The sequence below is a fragment of the Methanobrevibacter sp. genome, assembly GCF_045116495.1.
Lineage (GTDB): Archaea > Methanobacteriota > Methanobacteria > Methanobacteriales > Methanobacteriaceae > Methanocatella.
Genome location: NZ_JBGULU010000094.1, coordinates 1 through 15121, shown reverse-complemented (window position 1 = coordinate 15121; position 15121 = coordinate 1). Strand labels below are relative to the sequence as shown.

Sequence of the window (15121 nt, the reverse complement as noted above, 5' to 3'; positions counted from 1 at the left end):
CCAATCAATACTGCAATTGATGAAAATATATCTGTTCTTTGGTGTTGACCATCAGCGACAATGGCAGGACTATTAATTTGTTTTCCTATGTGAATTATATAGCTACTGACTGCAAAATTAATAAAAATACCTACAATAGCCATAATGGCAACATGGATATCCGGAACAGTTAAATTCTGATTGAAGAATATCTGCTTAATAGCTTTTTCAAAAATTTCCCAGGCGATAAGGGATAAAAACAGTACAATAAACAATCCACTTAAGGCTTCTACACGACCATATCCAATCGGATGTTCTAAATCTGCAGGTTTTTGACTATAATGAAAACCTATATAGGCGACAATTGTTGTAATTATGTCTGAAAATGTATGAGCCCTTCAGAAATTAATGCACTACTTCCACAAATGAATCCAACAGAGATATTTAGAACAGTCAAAAAGCAATTAGCACTTATCGCAACAATAGCTGCTTTTTTACCACCTTTTGAACGAAAGTCATCACTCATAATTATTCCCCATTAAGTATATTTTTAATATTGTTTATTAATTATAATTTGTGGAGATAATATATCTTTTGTAAATTGTCTACGAAAATGATAATCTTATGAAAATCAGTGAAATTAACGTAAAATAGTGAGATTGATATCCACAAACCTTTTTTAATAATTTACATTGATTTTATCGGCACAAATTGCATACAAGCGATAAAATGATAATTTAACTGCAGATGCAACAGATTCCCTAACAGCATATCATGAGGATAGATTCTGCAAATGAAATATATTTCCTCCTATTAAAATATAAATAATAATATATATATAAAACATTAATAGGTGAATAAATATGGATTTTAAGAAAGCGTTAGGAATTATATTAATAATTTTAGGGTTAATTTTTGCAATTTACCCATTGTATAGTGCACAAGCAGTATCATGGATTGCAGGAATATGTTTGATAGCATTCGGATTTGCTTCGATTATTGATGGATTTTCCATATGGAGCATGATGGCACATGTTTCAGCACTTAATATACTGATTGGAATTTGTGCAATACTATTCGGAATTCTATTTATTTATAAAATTGATGCGTTATCTTTCATTGTTGGATATCTATTCTACTTGATTGCATTTATATTGATATTTACAGGTATTATAGGCATTATTTTCGGATTAGGTTCAATATCAAGAATTACATCTGTATTAATTTTAATTCTAGGTTTTGTAGCAGTATACCTCGCTGCCGTTTCAATTGCACAACCATTATATACTGCAATCCTAGTTGGAATATGTTTAATTTTGGAAGGAATAGCATTCTTAACAGCGAAACCTGTTGAAAATTAAATTATAACAATGTGGTATAATGGATAAGGAAACTAAAGAGCGTTTGGGTGAAATTAGGCAAGCCATAAAAAAATATGGCTTCGATAAGATTTTGGGCCAAACAGCAAAAAGCAAAATACGCAAAACTGATGAAGAAGAACACAATCTTTTACTAGATGACGAAATTCCTCTTAAACTAAGATTAATGCTTCAGGAATTGGGAACAACATTCATCAAATTAGGTCAACTTTTAAGTACAAGGCCAGATATTGTCGGCGAAAAAATTGCAAATGAATTGGCCAACTTACAAGATGACAATCCTGCCATATCATATGACCAGGTCAAAGCAATTGTTGAAAGAGAGCTCAACGGAAACATTGATGAATTATTTACTGATTTCAAACATGAAGAACTAGCAACCGCATCAATTGGTCAGGTTCACGAAGCAAAACTAATTACTGGTGAGCGAGTTGCAGTTAAAATCCAAAAAGAGGGCATCACCGATAAGATTGACCTTGATATAAGGATAATGAAATATGTCGCTAACCGTGCAGATAAATGGAATGCTAATCTTAGAAAACTGAACTTGCCAGGAATCATGGAAGAGTTTGACCGTTCCATTCACAAGGAAATTGATTACAATAATGAATTCATGAATATGCAACGCATTGAAATGAATTTTGTTGAAAATCCAAATATCCACATTCCCGCTACATACGCCAAGTATTGTACTTCAAAAATCTTAACAATGGAATTCATTGAGGGTACAAAGTTAAATGACGTCTATGCAAGCACAAGCGATGAATTTGATAAAAAACTTTTGGCAAAATATGTTCTAGATTCATACCTTCAACAACTGTTCATTGATGGATTTTTCCATGGAGATCCTCACCCTGGAAACATAATGATTTTAGAGGATAATGTCGTGTGTTACCTTGATTTAGGTATGATGGGATTCTTTGATGAAAAATTCAAACGTGACCTCTCCGAGGTAATGTTATTATTTGTAGACCAGGATGTTGACGGTTTGATAAACCAGTTAATGTACATGGACATATTGGATTATGACATTGATACAAGCAGTTTAAGAAGAGACCTGAATGATTTATTCGGAAGGTACTTCGGTGTACAGCTCAATCGTTTCGATGGTGTTTTAGAGGCTCTGCTTAACCTTATGCAAGAATATGGAGTTATTCTTCCAAATGAAGTTGTTACAATGGCAAGAGGACTGTCAATGATTGAAGCCATTGCACACAATCTAGACCCTGAAATCGATGTTTTCGCATCAGTGAAACCTGTTGCTTCACAAATTGCAAAACAAAGACTGAGTCCTAAACAGTTTTTAAGGGGCAAAAAAAGCAACCTGATTTTGTATGAACACATGCTTCATTCATTGCCAAAACTTCTCACAAGGACCATTCACAAAATCGATAATGAAGAATTGCAATTCCGCTTTGAAGTCGACATTACCGATAAGGTTTCAATAATCGCATTGGTATCTGCACTTATAATCGGTTCTTCAGTTGTTTCATTTGGACCAAGAGTATTTGACATGCCTTTAATTTCTTTAATAGGTTATATAATAGCTATAATCTTAAGTATTATTGGTATAAAGAAATTTGTTTTAAAATAAATCGAAACTATGAGGAATTAATTTTTCCTCACCTATTATTTTTTATAAAAAGCTGCATAATTGTAATTATACAGTTTTAACCACAATATGTTTCAGTTATAAGATTATTTAAATTATTTTTAGCTAAAATATATTAACAAAAAAATTTAATAATAATGCAAATCTTACGGGAAAAATCACATGAACCTAAAAAACATAATAGAAAATGAGAAATTAATAGAATTTAAAAATCTGATATTGATATTGTTAATTATTATAGATTTAATTTTTATTATCGCTATAACTGTTTATAATTTACCTCCTAACGATATCGAATTCATGGCATATTTTGACCTGTTTGTTTGTATTTTACTTGCTATAAATCTAATTTCAGAATATCTGAATAGAGATGAAACTACTGAGGAGTTTTTAAAAAGCCATATAATAGATATAATATCCATAATTCCATTTAATTTCATATTCCTAAGATATTTGACATTATTTAGAGCTTTTAGAATAATTCAATTCTTCCAAGTAATCAGGATTGTAAATATAAGAAAAACCAACGTTCATTCATTCAAATATTTCGTGGAAAACCAGTTACTTCGAACATTAACAATCATATTAATAGTTTACATGGCAATATCATCCATTATCCTATTTACGCTGGATGACTCCTTTTTATCCGTCTTCGATTCATTCTGGTATAACCTTGTAACAATCACAGGTGTCGGATATGGAGATTTGACACCTTCAACAAGTGCAGGAAAAGTACTCGGAATGCTAACTATCATAATTGGGGTTCTGTTCATTAGCGTCTTTACCGCTGCAATGTCTGCATTATACATGCGCCAGCCGGAAGAAGAAACAAGGCAAACCTTACGTGAGCACATAAATATGATTAAGGAAGAAAATGAAGATTTAAAAGATGAACTTGAACAACTCAAAAACGAAACAAAAACCCTGAATAAAAAAATTGATGACTTAACTGATATTTTAAGCAATAAAAATTAATTTTCCCACTTGCCAAGACACCATTTTCCATCAGTTTTTTCAAAACTAACAACGGAATCTGAAATAACTCTAAGTTCCTTGCCGTTGATTTCAACAGACAATCTAACTTTGGCTATCAGTGAAGCGGAATTAACATCATCAAACAATATTGTAGGATCAATTATTTCACAACCATTAAACTTTAAAACATCACTGCCAACAGAAGAAATAAACTCTTTTTTTGATTGAAGTCCGATTAAATTAACAAATTCATCAGTTTTTAAAATAAATTCGTCTAATTTATCAGTATTGGCTTCTATTAATGCTTCCTGAAACTCAACAAACCGGTCAACAATTTCCCGGTCATCTTCAGAAAACGATTTTTCACAAAGTAACTTAACATTCATAATATAATTTATTAATTAATAACTACATATTATTTTATGTATAAATGATAAAGTTGGTGAAAATTTGAGTGAAATTCCAGAAATAGATTTAGAAAAAACAAAATCAGACATTATTGAATTCATTCAATCTAAAGTCAATGAAGCCAATAGTGATGGAATTGCTATCGGATTGAGTGGAGGAATTGATTCAACCCTTGTTGCATATCTGGCCTGTGAGGCAGTTGGTCCTGACAACGTATTTGGAATTACAATGCCTTCAGCAACAACACCGACAGAAGATAATATTCATGGAAGTGAAGTAGCGCAAAATCTGGGAATGAATTATAAGCAGATAGCTATTGACAGTATTCTAAAAGAATATTTATCACTTACACAGTTAGACAATAATAATCTGGCTATTGGAAATCTTAAAGCTAGAATTAGAATGTCAGTGCTTTATTATTATGCAAATTATAAAAATTACCTCGTTATAGGAACAGGTAATAAAAGCGAAATCCTTATCGGTTACTTTACAAAGCATGGAGACGGTGCATGTGATATGGAGCCGATTGGTGATTTGTACAAAAGTGAAGTTTTCAAATTAAGTGAATATTTAAATATCTCCGAAGAAATCCTTAACAAGCCTCCCCGTGCGGGCCTATGGGAAGGTCAGAGCGATGAAGATGAAATCGGAATGAGCTATGATTTGCTTGATAAAATACTTTATTTTTACACAGAAAAAGATATGAAAAACACTGAAATAGCTCAAAAATTAGACATTTCAGTTGATGATGTTGATATGATTATTACAAAGATAAAAAGGAGCGAACATAAAAGCAAAGTTCCTGAAAGTCCTCAAAAAACAATCTTATAGTGGTGATTTAGTGAGCGAAAATATTGAAAAAAAATGGCAGAAAAAATGGGCAGATGCAAAATTATTTGAATCAAACCCGGATGAGAGAGAAAAACTATTCCTTACAGTAGCTTTTCCATATCCAAGTGGAGCAATGCACATAGGTCACGGCCGTACATATACCGTGCCAGATGTCTATGCAAGATTTAAAAGAATGGAAGGCTACAATGTCCTATTCCCAATGGCATGGCACGTAACCGGTGCACCCGTCATTGGTATTGCAGACAGAATCAAAAGAAAAGACCCATGGACCTTGGATTTATATGAAAGAGTTCACGGAGTTCCAAAAGAAACCTTACCAAAACTGGAAGACCCTGAATTTATTGTAAAATACTTTTCAACTGAATATCATGAAGTGATGGAAGAGATGGGTTATTCAATAGATTGGAGAAGGGAATTCAGAACAATTGATCCGACCTACAAAAAATTCATCGAATGGCAAATAACAACTTTACACGACAAAGGTTTAGTTGCTAAAGGAGAACACCCTGTAAAATACTGTCCAAACTGTGACAACCCTGTCGGAGACCATGATTTACTTGAAGGTGAAGGAGTGGGCGTCAATGAACTTACACTTCTAAAATTCCCTATTGAAGATAAAATCCTTGTAACTGCAACATTAAGGCCTGAAACCATTGTCGGAGCAACAAACATCTGGTTAAATCCGGATGTGGAATACGTGCTTGCTAATGCCGAAGGTGAAAACTGGGTAATTACAAAAGAAGCTCACTACAATTTACAACACCAAATTAAAGATTTAGAAATCATTTCAGAAATTGACCCTAATGATTTAATTGGAAAAATGGCTAAAAACCCATTTACAGGTGATGAATTACCTGTATTCCCTGCAAGTTTTGTAAGTGCATCCTACGGAAGCGGTGTTGTATTTTCCGAACCTGCTGATGCACCGGCAGACTACATTGCACTTCAAGATTTGAAAAATAATGATGAATTAATAGCCAAATACAATTTAGAAGGCATCATTGAAAATGTTCATCCGATTCCAGTATGTACCCTTAAAGGCTACGGTGAAATCCCTGCAGCAGACATCATCGAAAGATTAGGAATTACTGACCAGAATGATGAAAAATTACATGAAGCCACAAATGAACTGTACAAACAACAACACAGTAAAGGAACAATCATTGAATCCATTCCAGACTTTGGAGGTATGAAAGTTCGTTTTGCCCGTGAAGAGTTAAAAGAAAAATTAATAGCCGAAAATATGGCTACAATCATGTATGACTTTGCTGAAAGGCCTGTTGTGTGCAGATGTGGAAACAATTGTGTTGTTAAAATCATGGATGACCAGTGGTTCATGAAATACGGAAACGAAGAATGGACCGAAAAAACCTTAAATGTTCTTGAAGGCGAAACAATCATTCCAAAAGAACTCAAAAGTAATTTTGAATATTACATTAACTGGCTGGATGACTGGGCATGTTCCAGAAAAGTAGGACTTGGAACAAGACTTCCTTGGGACAATCAATGGTTAATCGAACCGTTGACCGACTCCACAATTTATATGTCCTATTATACAATTGCAAAATACTTAAGAGACATGAATCCTGATGATTTGACTCCAGCATTCTTTGATAAAGTATTATTGGATAAAGATTCCGGAGATATCAGCGTTCCTGCAGACAAAGTAGCTGAAATCCAAAATGAATTCAACTACTGGTATCCTCTTGACTGGAGACTGTCTGCAAAAGACCTTGTAGGTAACCACTTAAGCTTTTTAATGTTTACCCACAGTGCAATTTATCCTGAAGAAAAATGGCCAAAAGGTACAGTAGTATTTGGAATGGGCCTTTTAGAAGGAAATAAAATGTCATCTTCAAAAGGTAATGTTATTCTTTTAAAGGATGCTATTAACGATTACACTGCAGATGTTGTAAGGCTTTTCTTAATGGCTTCTGCTGAACCATGGCAAGACTTCGATTGGAGAGAAAAAGAAGTTCTTGGAACCAAAAGAAGACTTGAATGGTTTAGAGAATTTGCAGCTAAAATTGAAGAGATAAAAGGCTCTCCATTAGATTTAAGCAATATTGAAGAAGTGGAACTGACACGTACCATCGATTTATGGATGATTAGTCAGCTCAACCAGCATATTAAAAAATCAACAGAAGCATTAGAAGTCTTCCAAACAAGACAGGCTCTACAGGAATCATTATTCCTGCTTAAAAAAGATGTGGATCACTACCTTTACAGAGTTAAACATTTAATTGACTCACAAGACCCTGCAATTATCTATGTTTTATCAACTGTTCTTGAAGCCTGGATTAGGCTTTTAGCACCATTCACACCACATACTTCAGAAGAATTATGGTCTGAATATGGCGGAGAAGGCTTTGTAAGTGAAGCAAGTTGGCCTGAAGCGGATGAATCATCAGTCAGTGTGGAAATTGAAAAATCAGAAGAATTTGTGCAAAACGTCATTAAAGATGTAACACAAATCAAAAAGATGGTTAAAGAAGATATTTCCAAAGTTCACATTTATCTTGCCCCTGACTGGAAATGGGAATTATACAAAATAGCTGACGAAGTTGGAAAACCTGATATTGGCCAAATTATGGGAAGAGCTATTGGAGCTAATATTTACGACGATAAGAAAGAAATAGCCATGGTAGCTAAAAAAATCGGTAAAGAAATGACTAAAACAAGATACATCGGTAAAATCAATGAAGAAGAAATTCTTAATGATGCACTTGACTACATTACCGAAGAAGTAGGTGAAGAAGTCATTATCCACACCGATGATTCCTACGACCCTCAAAATAAGGCAAGAAACGCAATGCCTTACAAACCGGCAATATTTATGGAATAGACTTTTCTATTCCAAAACTTATTTTTTTAATGAATTAAAAACACCCTTTCAAAATACAACTTAGCCAAAATAGTTCTTAACTTTTATATTTCATTATGGAAATGCTCCCGAAAAATATCATTTTTTACAAATATCAAATAAATAAAATTTATATTTAATGAACATAAACAAAAAAAAATAAGGGAGCTAAAAAATGAATAAAAAAATTATATTAATTTTAACATTGACATTAACAATATTTCTAATGATAAGTACTGTGAGCGCCTCAAACATGTTTGATTTTTTCAACAGCAATTCAGCCAATTTAGAAAATACTGATGAAAAATTCATAATTGGCTTTAATAGTGAATTTCCGCCGTTTGGATATGTAGCTGACGATAAAAACTATACTGGCTTTGACATTGAGCTTGCTAAAGAGGTGTGTAAAAGGAACAATTGGACATTTATACCACTGCCGATTATAGATTGGAATACAAAAGAATTAGAATTGAACAGTGATGAGGTTGACTGCATTTGGAGTGAATTTACCATAAATGGAAGAGAAGATAATTATACCTGGTCCAAACCTTACTTTAACAACACCCCAGTCGTTATTGTGAAATCAAATTCCAATATTAACAGTTTTAATGATTTGAAAGGAAAATCAATTGAAATTGAAGACGGAACTTCAGTTTTAAATAAAATTAAAGAAAATTCTACTTTAAATAGCAATTTTAATAAAATAACTGAAGTGGATAACTACGATACTGCTCTAATAGACTTGGAGTCCGGAGTTTGTGATGCAGTTATTGCAGATTATGGAATTGCAAATTACATAGTGGTTGAAAAATATCCTGACTGCAAAATACTTAATGAAACACTACCTAATGAACACTACGGTATTGGATTTAAAAAAGGTAATACAGAATTAAGAGATCAAGTCCAAAAAACTTTGGATGAAATGTTTAAAGATGGAACTGTTGATAAAATAGCTCAAAATTACAGCAAATATAATCTGCCTGAAAGAGTAATTCATCCATGAGGATGTTATTGATTAAATATCTGAAAAATCTTCACACAAACAAAAATATAGAAGATAGGATTAAAATAATTAAATATTTTAAAAAAAATAGTAAGATAATTATGGCTATATCAAATTAAATCATAGCTATAATTTTCTTGCAAATAGTAAATATCCGCTGTGGCCAACCATACGTGTTTTTGGCCTTACACCATTTTGACGAACCTCTAGCCCACGCTGTAAAATCTCACTTATGTCAATGTCATAAAAGCCCACTTTTTTGGCGATTCTATAAGAAAGTTTAGCCTGATCAATATACGGTGCATAAACTGCAAGCCATCCACCAACATTTAAACAGTCATAAACTTCTTCAAATATCTCAAATGGTTTCGGCAAGTCTAAAAAGACCAAATCAATGTTGTCCTCATCAATTCCATCCTTAATATTTTGATTTTTCACAGTTATGTTTTCAATTCCGAAATTGTCAATGTTTTTCTTAGCAATTTCAGCAAAATCTTCACGAATCTCATAGGTATAAACATGACCCTGTGAGCCTACAACATTTCCAAAGTTCAATGCAATGGCTCCTGCACCTGTTCCGGCATCAACAACTCTTGAACCTGCCCCCAAACCTGTGTGAGCCAATACATAACCTATATCTTTTTTGAGAAGTATTGAACATCTCCTTTCCATCACGTCAATGAAATCGTTGATATTAGGTTTTATAATTTTAAATGAGTGGTCATTATGGCTTTTTATTTCATCCCCAACTTCGGCATTGTCCAATACATCGGCTTTTATAATTCCCAAGTCGCTTTGAAATTCTTCTCCCTGCTTTAAAACATGCTTTTTACCACGTTCATCTAAAATCATCTTCATAATTTACACCTAATTTTCTAATTCTGCTAATCTTTTTACTCTTTTTAAGGAATCTGGGTGAGTGGAAAACAATTCCATAGCCCCACTTTTCTTTGAAATTTTAACATCTGCGTTTGCAAGTCTTCTTAACTCTTCATCTGAGATTTTTCCATCACCGTCAAAGTCTATTTGCTGGAAATCTGTAACGTCATGTTTTGCATTGTTAATGTCATTGACAAAAAATGCACGGTTTGTATTTAAATCATTGATAGTCTCGTCATTGCATCTTGCAGCACCATATGACAGTTTATAAAGTGCAGACACCAAAGCTGCCGGACGATTGCCATATTCCACACTGGCTTCATCGGCATAATATTCTCTGGTTCTTGAGATGAACAATACCAGCAACTGTCCGATTAAGTAAAATACATATCCTAAAATTCCGATTATGATTCCTGCACCGTTATCGTTGTCACCTGAAAACATGAATGACAACGCAAGGTAATAGCAAACCATAGGAACCACACTGACGGCAGCGGTTACAGCCATGTCATTATGTTTGATATGACCCATTTCATGACCTAATACTGCCCTTAGCTCATCATAGTCCAAGAGACCTAAAATCGGACGAGTAATTGCAATATGACCGCTTCTGCTTGTTCTTCCATATGCAAATGCATTTGGAATGTTAACCTCGGACAGACCGACTTCCGGTTTTGGAACTCCTGCTTCCTGTGCAAGCTCCTCAACCATTTTGTGAATATGAGGCGCTTCCGCTTCTGACAGTGGCCTTACATTCATGGACCTTTTTACTAAAGATGGACCAAACCAATACTGTAAAAATACAATTCCTAAACTCAACCACATATAAAAAGACCAGCTGCTTATTCCCAAATATCTCGCTACAAGAGAAACCAAAATGTATACGATTGTAAACAGCAATACTGATGTCAGTACCATTCTTAATCTAAGTCGCCATGTGCCTCTCATTTTTTACACCTTGAATTTTTGTAAACATTACTCATCAAATGCTCTCTTTAATTATATATTTATTGGATTTCATATATTAAACAGTAAGCCAAAAAATAATTTAACTACATGATACATAAATGTTACTATAATATAACGGTGATTAAATGAGCGGACCATGGGTAGAAAAATATAGACCACAAAAATTAGAAGACATTGTAGGACAAAAGCAAATCATTACCAGACTTGAAAAGTATGTAGGCGAAGGAAGCATGCCTAACTTAATGTTTACAGGTCCAGCAGGTGTTGGTAAAACAACTACCGCCCTTGCATTGGTTAAGTCAATATTAGGCGAATACTGGAGGCAAAACTTTTTAGAATTAAATGCATCCGACGCAAGAGGAATTGACACAGTAAGAGACCGCATCAAAAGTTTCTGTAGACTTAAACCTGTAGGCGCCCCATTTAGAATAATCTTTCTGGATGAAGTAGACAACATGACCAAAGACGCACAGCATGCACTCAGACGTGAAATGGAAATGTATACAAAAACCGCTTCATTTATACTCTCATGTAACTATTCATCAAAAATTATCGACCCAATCCAATCAAGATGTGCAATATTCAGATTCGCTCCGCTAAAAGGTGAAGAAATCAAAGAACGTTTACAGTATATTTGTGAAAATGAAGGTTTTGAAGCAGATGACAAAGGTTTAGAAACTATCGTTTACTTTGCTGAAGGAGATATGAGAAAAGCCGTTAACGTGTTGCAAGCCGCCACTTCCGAAGGCGAAACAGTAACAGAAGAATCAGTTTATGAAGTGGTTTCTAAAGCAAAACCTCAAGAGATTGGAAACATGATTAACAAAGCACTCGTTGGAGACTTTTTAGGAGCAAGAACAATACTGAGAGAAACCATGGTGCTGCAGGGAACCAGCGGAGAAGACATGGTTACTCAAATTTACCAGGAAGTTTCCAAAAGAGTCGTTGAAGGTAAAATGGAACCTGATTTTTATATTGAATTAATTAACTCAATTGCAGATTGTGACTTTAGAATAAGGGAAGGAGCAAACCCAAGAATCCAGCTTGAAGCTCTTCTAACCAAATTCATTTAAGGTATGGAAATGTTATGGACTGACAAATACCGACCGCAAAGTCTAGATGAAGTGGTCGGCAATAACAAAGAGAAAAAAATAATCCAAGAATGGGTTTCAAAATGGAAAAGTGGAAATCCTCAGCAGCCTCTACTTTTAGTTGGACCTCCTGGAATTGGAAAAACCACACTTGCTCTAATTATTGCAAAAGAGTTTTCAGAATACATTGAACTTAATGCAAGTGACAAACGTTCCCATGATGTTATTAAAAGCACTATTGGAGAATCCTCATCTACAAGGTCACTATTTGGAGACGAATACAAGTTAATCATCATGGACGAAGTGGACGGAATTCACGGAACCAATGACCGTGGAGGAGTAAGAGCCATTGGAGAGATAATTAAAAACTCCAAGCATCCGATGATTTTAATTGCAAATGATTTTTACTCAAAACGCCTGCAATCCATTAAACCTAAATGTACTGTCATCAAAATGAAGAAATCCCGATGGAACAGTATCAATGCATTGCTAAAAAAGATTGCTGCAAATGAAGGAATTAAAGTGAATCCTGCAGCAATGAAAGAGATAGCTGTCAAATCACAGGGAGATGTGAGATCTGCAATAAATACGCTTCAGGCATTATCTGATAAAGACACTGTGCTGGAAGTAAAAGATGTTGAAGACTTAAGAATCAAGGATGACAGATCAGATATTTTCAATGCAATAACCGGTGTTTTGAAAAGCAAAAACCCACAACATGTAAGAGAGGCCTTAAGAGTTGATGAAGATCCTACCCTTGTAATGGAGTATATTGCAGAAAATATTCCAAGAGAATATACCAATAAGAATGAAATCAAAAAAGCTTATGAAAATATAGCAAAAGCTGATTTATACTTTGGAAGAGCTCAAAGCAGCAGAAATTACGGTTACTGGAGATATGCAAGCGATTTTATGGGAATCGGCGTAAGTTCGTCAAAAAAGGAAACCTATAAAAAATTCACAAAAATACAAACCCCAACAATATTTACACTGATGGGCCGTAACAGAGGGAAAAGAAACCTGAGAGATGGAATAGCTGAAAAAATGTCTGATAAAATGCACATTTCACATGCTGTAGCCATTTCAATGTTTCCATACTTGGAAATAATGTTTAAAAATGATGAGCTTGCCTGGGAAATATCTGACTTTTTAGATTTGGAAGAAAATGAAATCAAAAGATTCAGATCCAGAAAAATCCCTAAAAAAGTCATTACCAAAATGGAAAAACAAAAAGCGCAAATGAGAGTTGAAGAACGGGACAGGAGATTTGAAGAACTTCAAAATCAGATGATGACTGAAGCTCAAGAAGTCATTGAAGAGGAAACATTTGAAGAAGAACTTCCTTTTGAAATTCCAGGAATTACCGATGCAGCTCCTAAAAAAGAAACAGTTGAAGAAACTGTTGAGGAAGAACCAGTTACAGAAGAAGTTACAGAAGAGGAAGTTAAAAAAGAAGAAAAAGAAGAAAAACCTAAAAAGAAAACTGATAAGCAAGTGTCTCTTTTCAGTTTTTAATTTTTATTTTTTTTTATCAATGAACTCTGATGCGCTAACAACATTTTCCCTAAACTGTGGAGCAACATCCTCTAAAAATTCAGAAAACGAAATGGCCAAATCATCCTTATTTTCACCTTCAATCAATTCCTGACTATCCATCTCTAAAAATGAGTTAATCCAATCAAGTGAAACATTGGCCAAGGGATAGATTTCATTTTCACTGTCTATTAAATTTAAACCTTCACCGGCAAAAATTCCTTCAAATATGGTATTGACCTTATCATCCAAAATTAACGGATTAACCTTTAAATCATAATCTCCTTCATAAACAAGTTTAACCCCATATTTGCGAGTATAAGGCTCCAATAATAATTCGCAGATAAAATTATCTTCAGGCACCAATATTGTGGAGTTAGGTTTGATTTCCAATGTCAAATTCTTGGCAGATTTTGAGCATATTTTTTGAAAAAGGGTATTTCTTACAACTTTTATATCAGGATATTGCTTATTGAAGGTTTGTTCACGGGTTCTTGAAAACCTGGAAAATCTCAGGGAGTTAATGTAGATTTTTTGAGGAGTATATGAAATGAAACGGGTGTCAACTCCTATTATCTTTAGAAATTTCAATACATCTTTTTTTGAAGTTGAAAATTCATCTTCATCAGATGCCAATCCTGATATGTCAAACATTAAATCCATATTATCTTCCTAAATATTCATTAAGCGCTTTTTCCATCACATCAATCGGCGCATCACGGCCAGTCCATATTCTAAAGCTTTCAGCACCCTGGTAAAGCAACATCTTAATTCCATAAACAGGCTTTGCCCCTGCTTTAATAGCTTCTTTTAAAAGTACTGTTTCATTAGGATTGTAGACAGCATCAAAAACCACTAAATCTTCATGCATATTGTCTGCAGTTGCAATAGGCTCATCGTCAATGTGAGGATCCATTCCCAAAGGAGTGGTATCCACCAAAATATCCGCATCACCCAGCAGATTGTCAATTTCTGAAATTGAATCTGCATTAACGTCACCTATCAAATCGGATGCCAAAACATCACCTGCAAGGCTTTGAGCCCTTTCGACATTTCTGTTCAGTATTGTTATTGAACTGGCACCGAATCTGGCAAGGTAAAATGATATTGCCCTTGAAGCGCCTCCAGCTCCCGCAACAATAACATCCCTATCCTTGACTTTTGTTACCTCTTCAATAGCCTTAATTGCACCGATTCCATCGGTATTGTATCCCTTCAGGTTTTTAAAGTCAATTGTGTTTACGGCACCTATCAGCTCTGCAACCTCATCAAGCTCATCCAAATACTGCATCACTTCAATTTTGTGAGGAATGGTGACATTGAAACCTTTTATGTTTAATGACCTTGCCCCTTCAATTGCAGAAGATAAATCATTAGGATTTACATCAAATGCGACATATGCATAATCCATTCCCAGACTTTGAAATGCGGCATTGTGCATCGGCGGCGAAAAACTGTGTTCAACCGGATGGCCGATAAGACCCACGATATTTGTACTACCTTTAATATTCATATAATAATAGTTGACTGCCATTATACTAAAAACTTTTTAGTCTCTTCATCAAATTTATTATAATC

General features: G+C 34.3%; 15 protein-coding genes. 8 read left to right on the top strand and 7 right to left on the bottom strand.

Going from position 1 to position 15121, the window contains the following annotated elements:
• Together ACJMLH_RS05085 and ACJMLH_RS05080 are read right to left on the bottom strand one after the other, a co-directional pair.
• Positions 1-332 (bottom strand): cation diffusion facilitator family transporter (locus ACJMLH_RS05085; protein ID WP_405275363.1); only part of this gene is annotated, 332 nt, incomplete at its 3' end.
• A 20-nt stretch (positions 333-352) separates the two neighbouring features.
• Positions 353-505 (bottom strand): hypothetical protein, encoded by a 153-nt coding sequence (locus ACJMLH_RS05080; protein WP_405275360.1) that lies wholly within the window; start codon positions 503-505, stop codon positions 353-355.
• Between the two features lie 337 nt (positions 506-842).
• Here ACJMLH_RS05080 and ACJMLH_RS05075 point away from each other — a divergent pair, with 337 nt between their 5' ends.
• The 3 genes from ACJMLH_RS05075 (at position 843) to ACJMLH_RS05065 (ending at position 3945) form a co-directional block, all read left to right on the top strand.
• Positions 843-1340, top strand: coding sequence for a DUF308 domain-containing protein (locus tag ACJMLH_RS05075; RefSeq protein WP_405275357.1), 498 nt, complete (start codon positions 843-845; stop codon positions 1338-1340).
• 19 nt (positions 1341-1359) lie between these two features.
• Positions 1360-2952, top strand: coding sequence for an ABC1 kinase family protein (locus ACJMLH_RS05070; protein WP_405275355.1), 1593 nt, complete (start codon positions 1360-1362; stop codon positions 2950-2952).
• 180 nt (positions 2953-3132) lie between these two features.
• Positions 3133-3945 (top strand): ion channel, encoded by an 813-nt coding sequence (locus ACJMLH_RS05065; protein ID WP_405275353.1) that lies wholly within the window; start codon positions 3133-3135, stop codon positions 3943-3945.
• On the opposite strand, the gene ACJMLH_RS05060 is transcribed toward ACJMLH_RS05065, so the two are convergent.
• Positions 3942-4331, bottom strand: coding sequence for a hypothetical protein (locus ACJMLH_RS05060; RefSeq protein WP_405275350.1), 390 nt, complete (start codon positions 4329-4331; stop codon positions 3942-3944). The two genes, ACJMLH_RS05065 and ACJMLH_RS05060, sit on opposite strands and share 4 nt — an antisense overlap.
• A 64-nt stretch (positions 4332-4395) precedes the next feature.
• On the opposite strand from ACJMLH_RS05060, the gene ACJMLH_RS05055 reads away from it, so the two are divergent.
• The 3 genes from ACJMLH_RS05055 (at position 4396) to ACJMLH_RS05045 (ending at position 9071) form a co-directional block, all read left to right on the top strand.
• Positions 4396-5184, top strand: a complete 789-nt coding sequence (locus ACJMLH_RS05055) for an NAD+ synthase (protein WP_405275348.1) — start codon at positions 4396-4398, stop codon at positions 5182-5184.
• Between the two features lie 10 nt (positions 5185-5194).
• Positions 5195-8050: a leucine--tRNA ligase gene (gene leuS, locus ACJMLH_RS05050; RefSeq protein WP_405275346.1), complete on the top strand. Its 2856-nt coding sequence runs from the start codon at positions 5195-5197 to the stop codon at positions 8048-8050.
• 193 nt (positions 8051-8243) lie between these two features.
• Positions 8244-9071, top strand: a complete 828-nt coding sequence (locus ACJMLH_RS05045; RefSeq protein WP_405275344.1) for a transporter substrate-binding domain-containing protein — start codon at positions 8244-8246, stop codon at positions 9069-9071.
• Positions 9072-9197: 126 nt separating this feature from the next.
• Here the strand turns inward: ACJMLH_RS05045 and ACJMLH_RS05040 are convergent, their stop codons facing one another.
• Both ACJMLH_RS05040 and ACJMLH_RS05035 read right to left on the bottom strand, forming a co-directional pair.
• Positions 9198-9929 carry a tRNA (adenine-N1)-methyltransferase gene (locus tag ACJMLH_RS05040; RefSeq protein WP_405275341.1) on the bottom strand — a complete coding sequence of 244 codons (732 nt, stop codon included), beginning with the start codon at positions 9927-9929 and terminating at the stop codon, positions 9198-9200.
• 9 nt (positions 9930-9938) lie between these two features.
• Positions 9939-10898, bottom strand: a complete 960-nt coding sequence (locus ACJMLH_RS05035) for a zinc metalloprotease HtpX (RefSeq protein ID WP_405275339.1) — start codon at positions 10896-10898, stop codon at positions 9939-9941.
• Between the two features lie 146 nt (positions 10899-11044).
• Here ACJMLH_RS05035 and ACJMLH_RS05030 point away from each other — a divergent pair, with 146 nt between their 5' ends.
• Both ACJMLH_RS05030 and ACJMLH_RS05025 read left to right on the top strand, forming a co-directional pair.
• Complete coding sequence (locus tag ACJMLH_RS05030) at positions 11045-11992, top strand: replication factor C small subunit (RefSeq protein WP_405275337.1); 948 nt, start codon at positions 11045-11047, stop codon at positions 11990-11992.
• A 9-nt stretch (positions 11993-12001) separates the two neighbouring features.
• On the top strand, positions 12002-13525 hold the full coding sequence (locus ACJMLH_RS05025; RefSeq protein WP_405275335.1) for a replication factor C large subunit: 1524 nt from the start codon (positions 12002-12004) through the stop codon (positions 13523-13525).
• A 3-nt stretch (positions 13526-13528) separates the two neighbouring features.
• Here the strand turns inward: ACJMLH_RS05025 and ACJMLH_RS05020 are convergent, their stop codons facing one another.
• Entirely contained in the window at positions 13529-14206 is a 678-nt protein-coding gene (locus tag ACJMLH_RS05020; protein WP_405275332.1) for an ATPase, read from the bottom strand.
• Between the two features lies 1 nt (position 14207).
• Positions 14208-15056: a shikimate dehydrogenase gene (locus ACJMLH_RS05015; RefSeq protein ID WP_405275330.1), complete on the bottom strand. Its 849-nt coding sequence runs from the start codon at positions 15054-15056 to the stop codon at positions 14208-14210.
• Positions 15057-15121 lie beyond the last annotated feature (65 nt).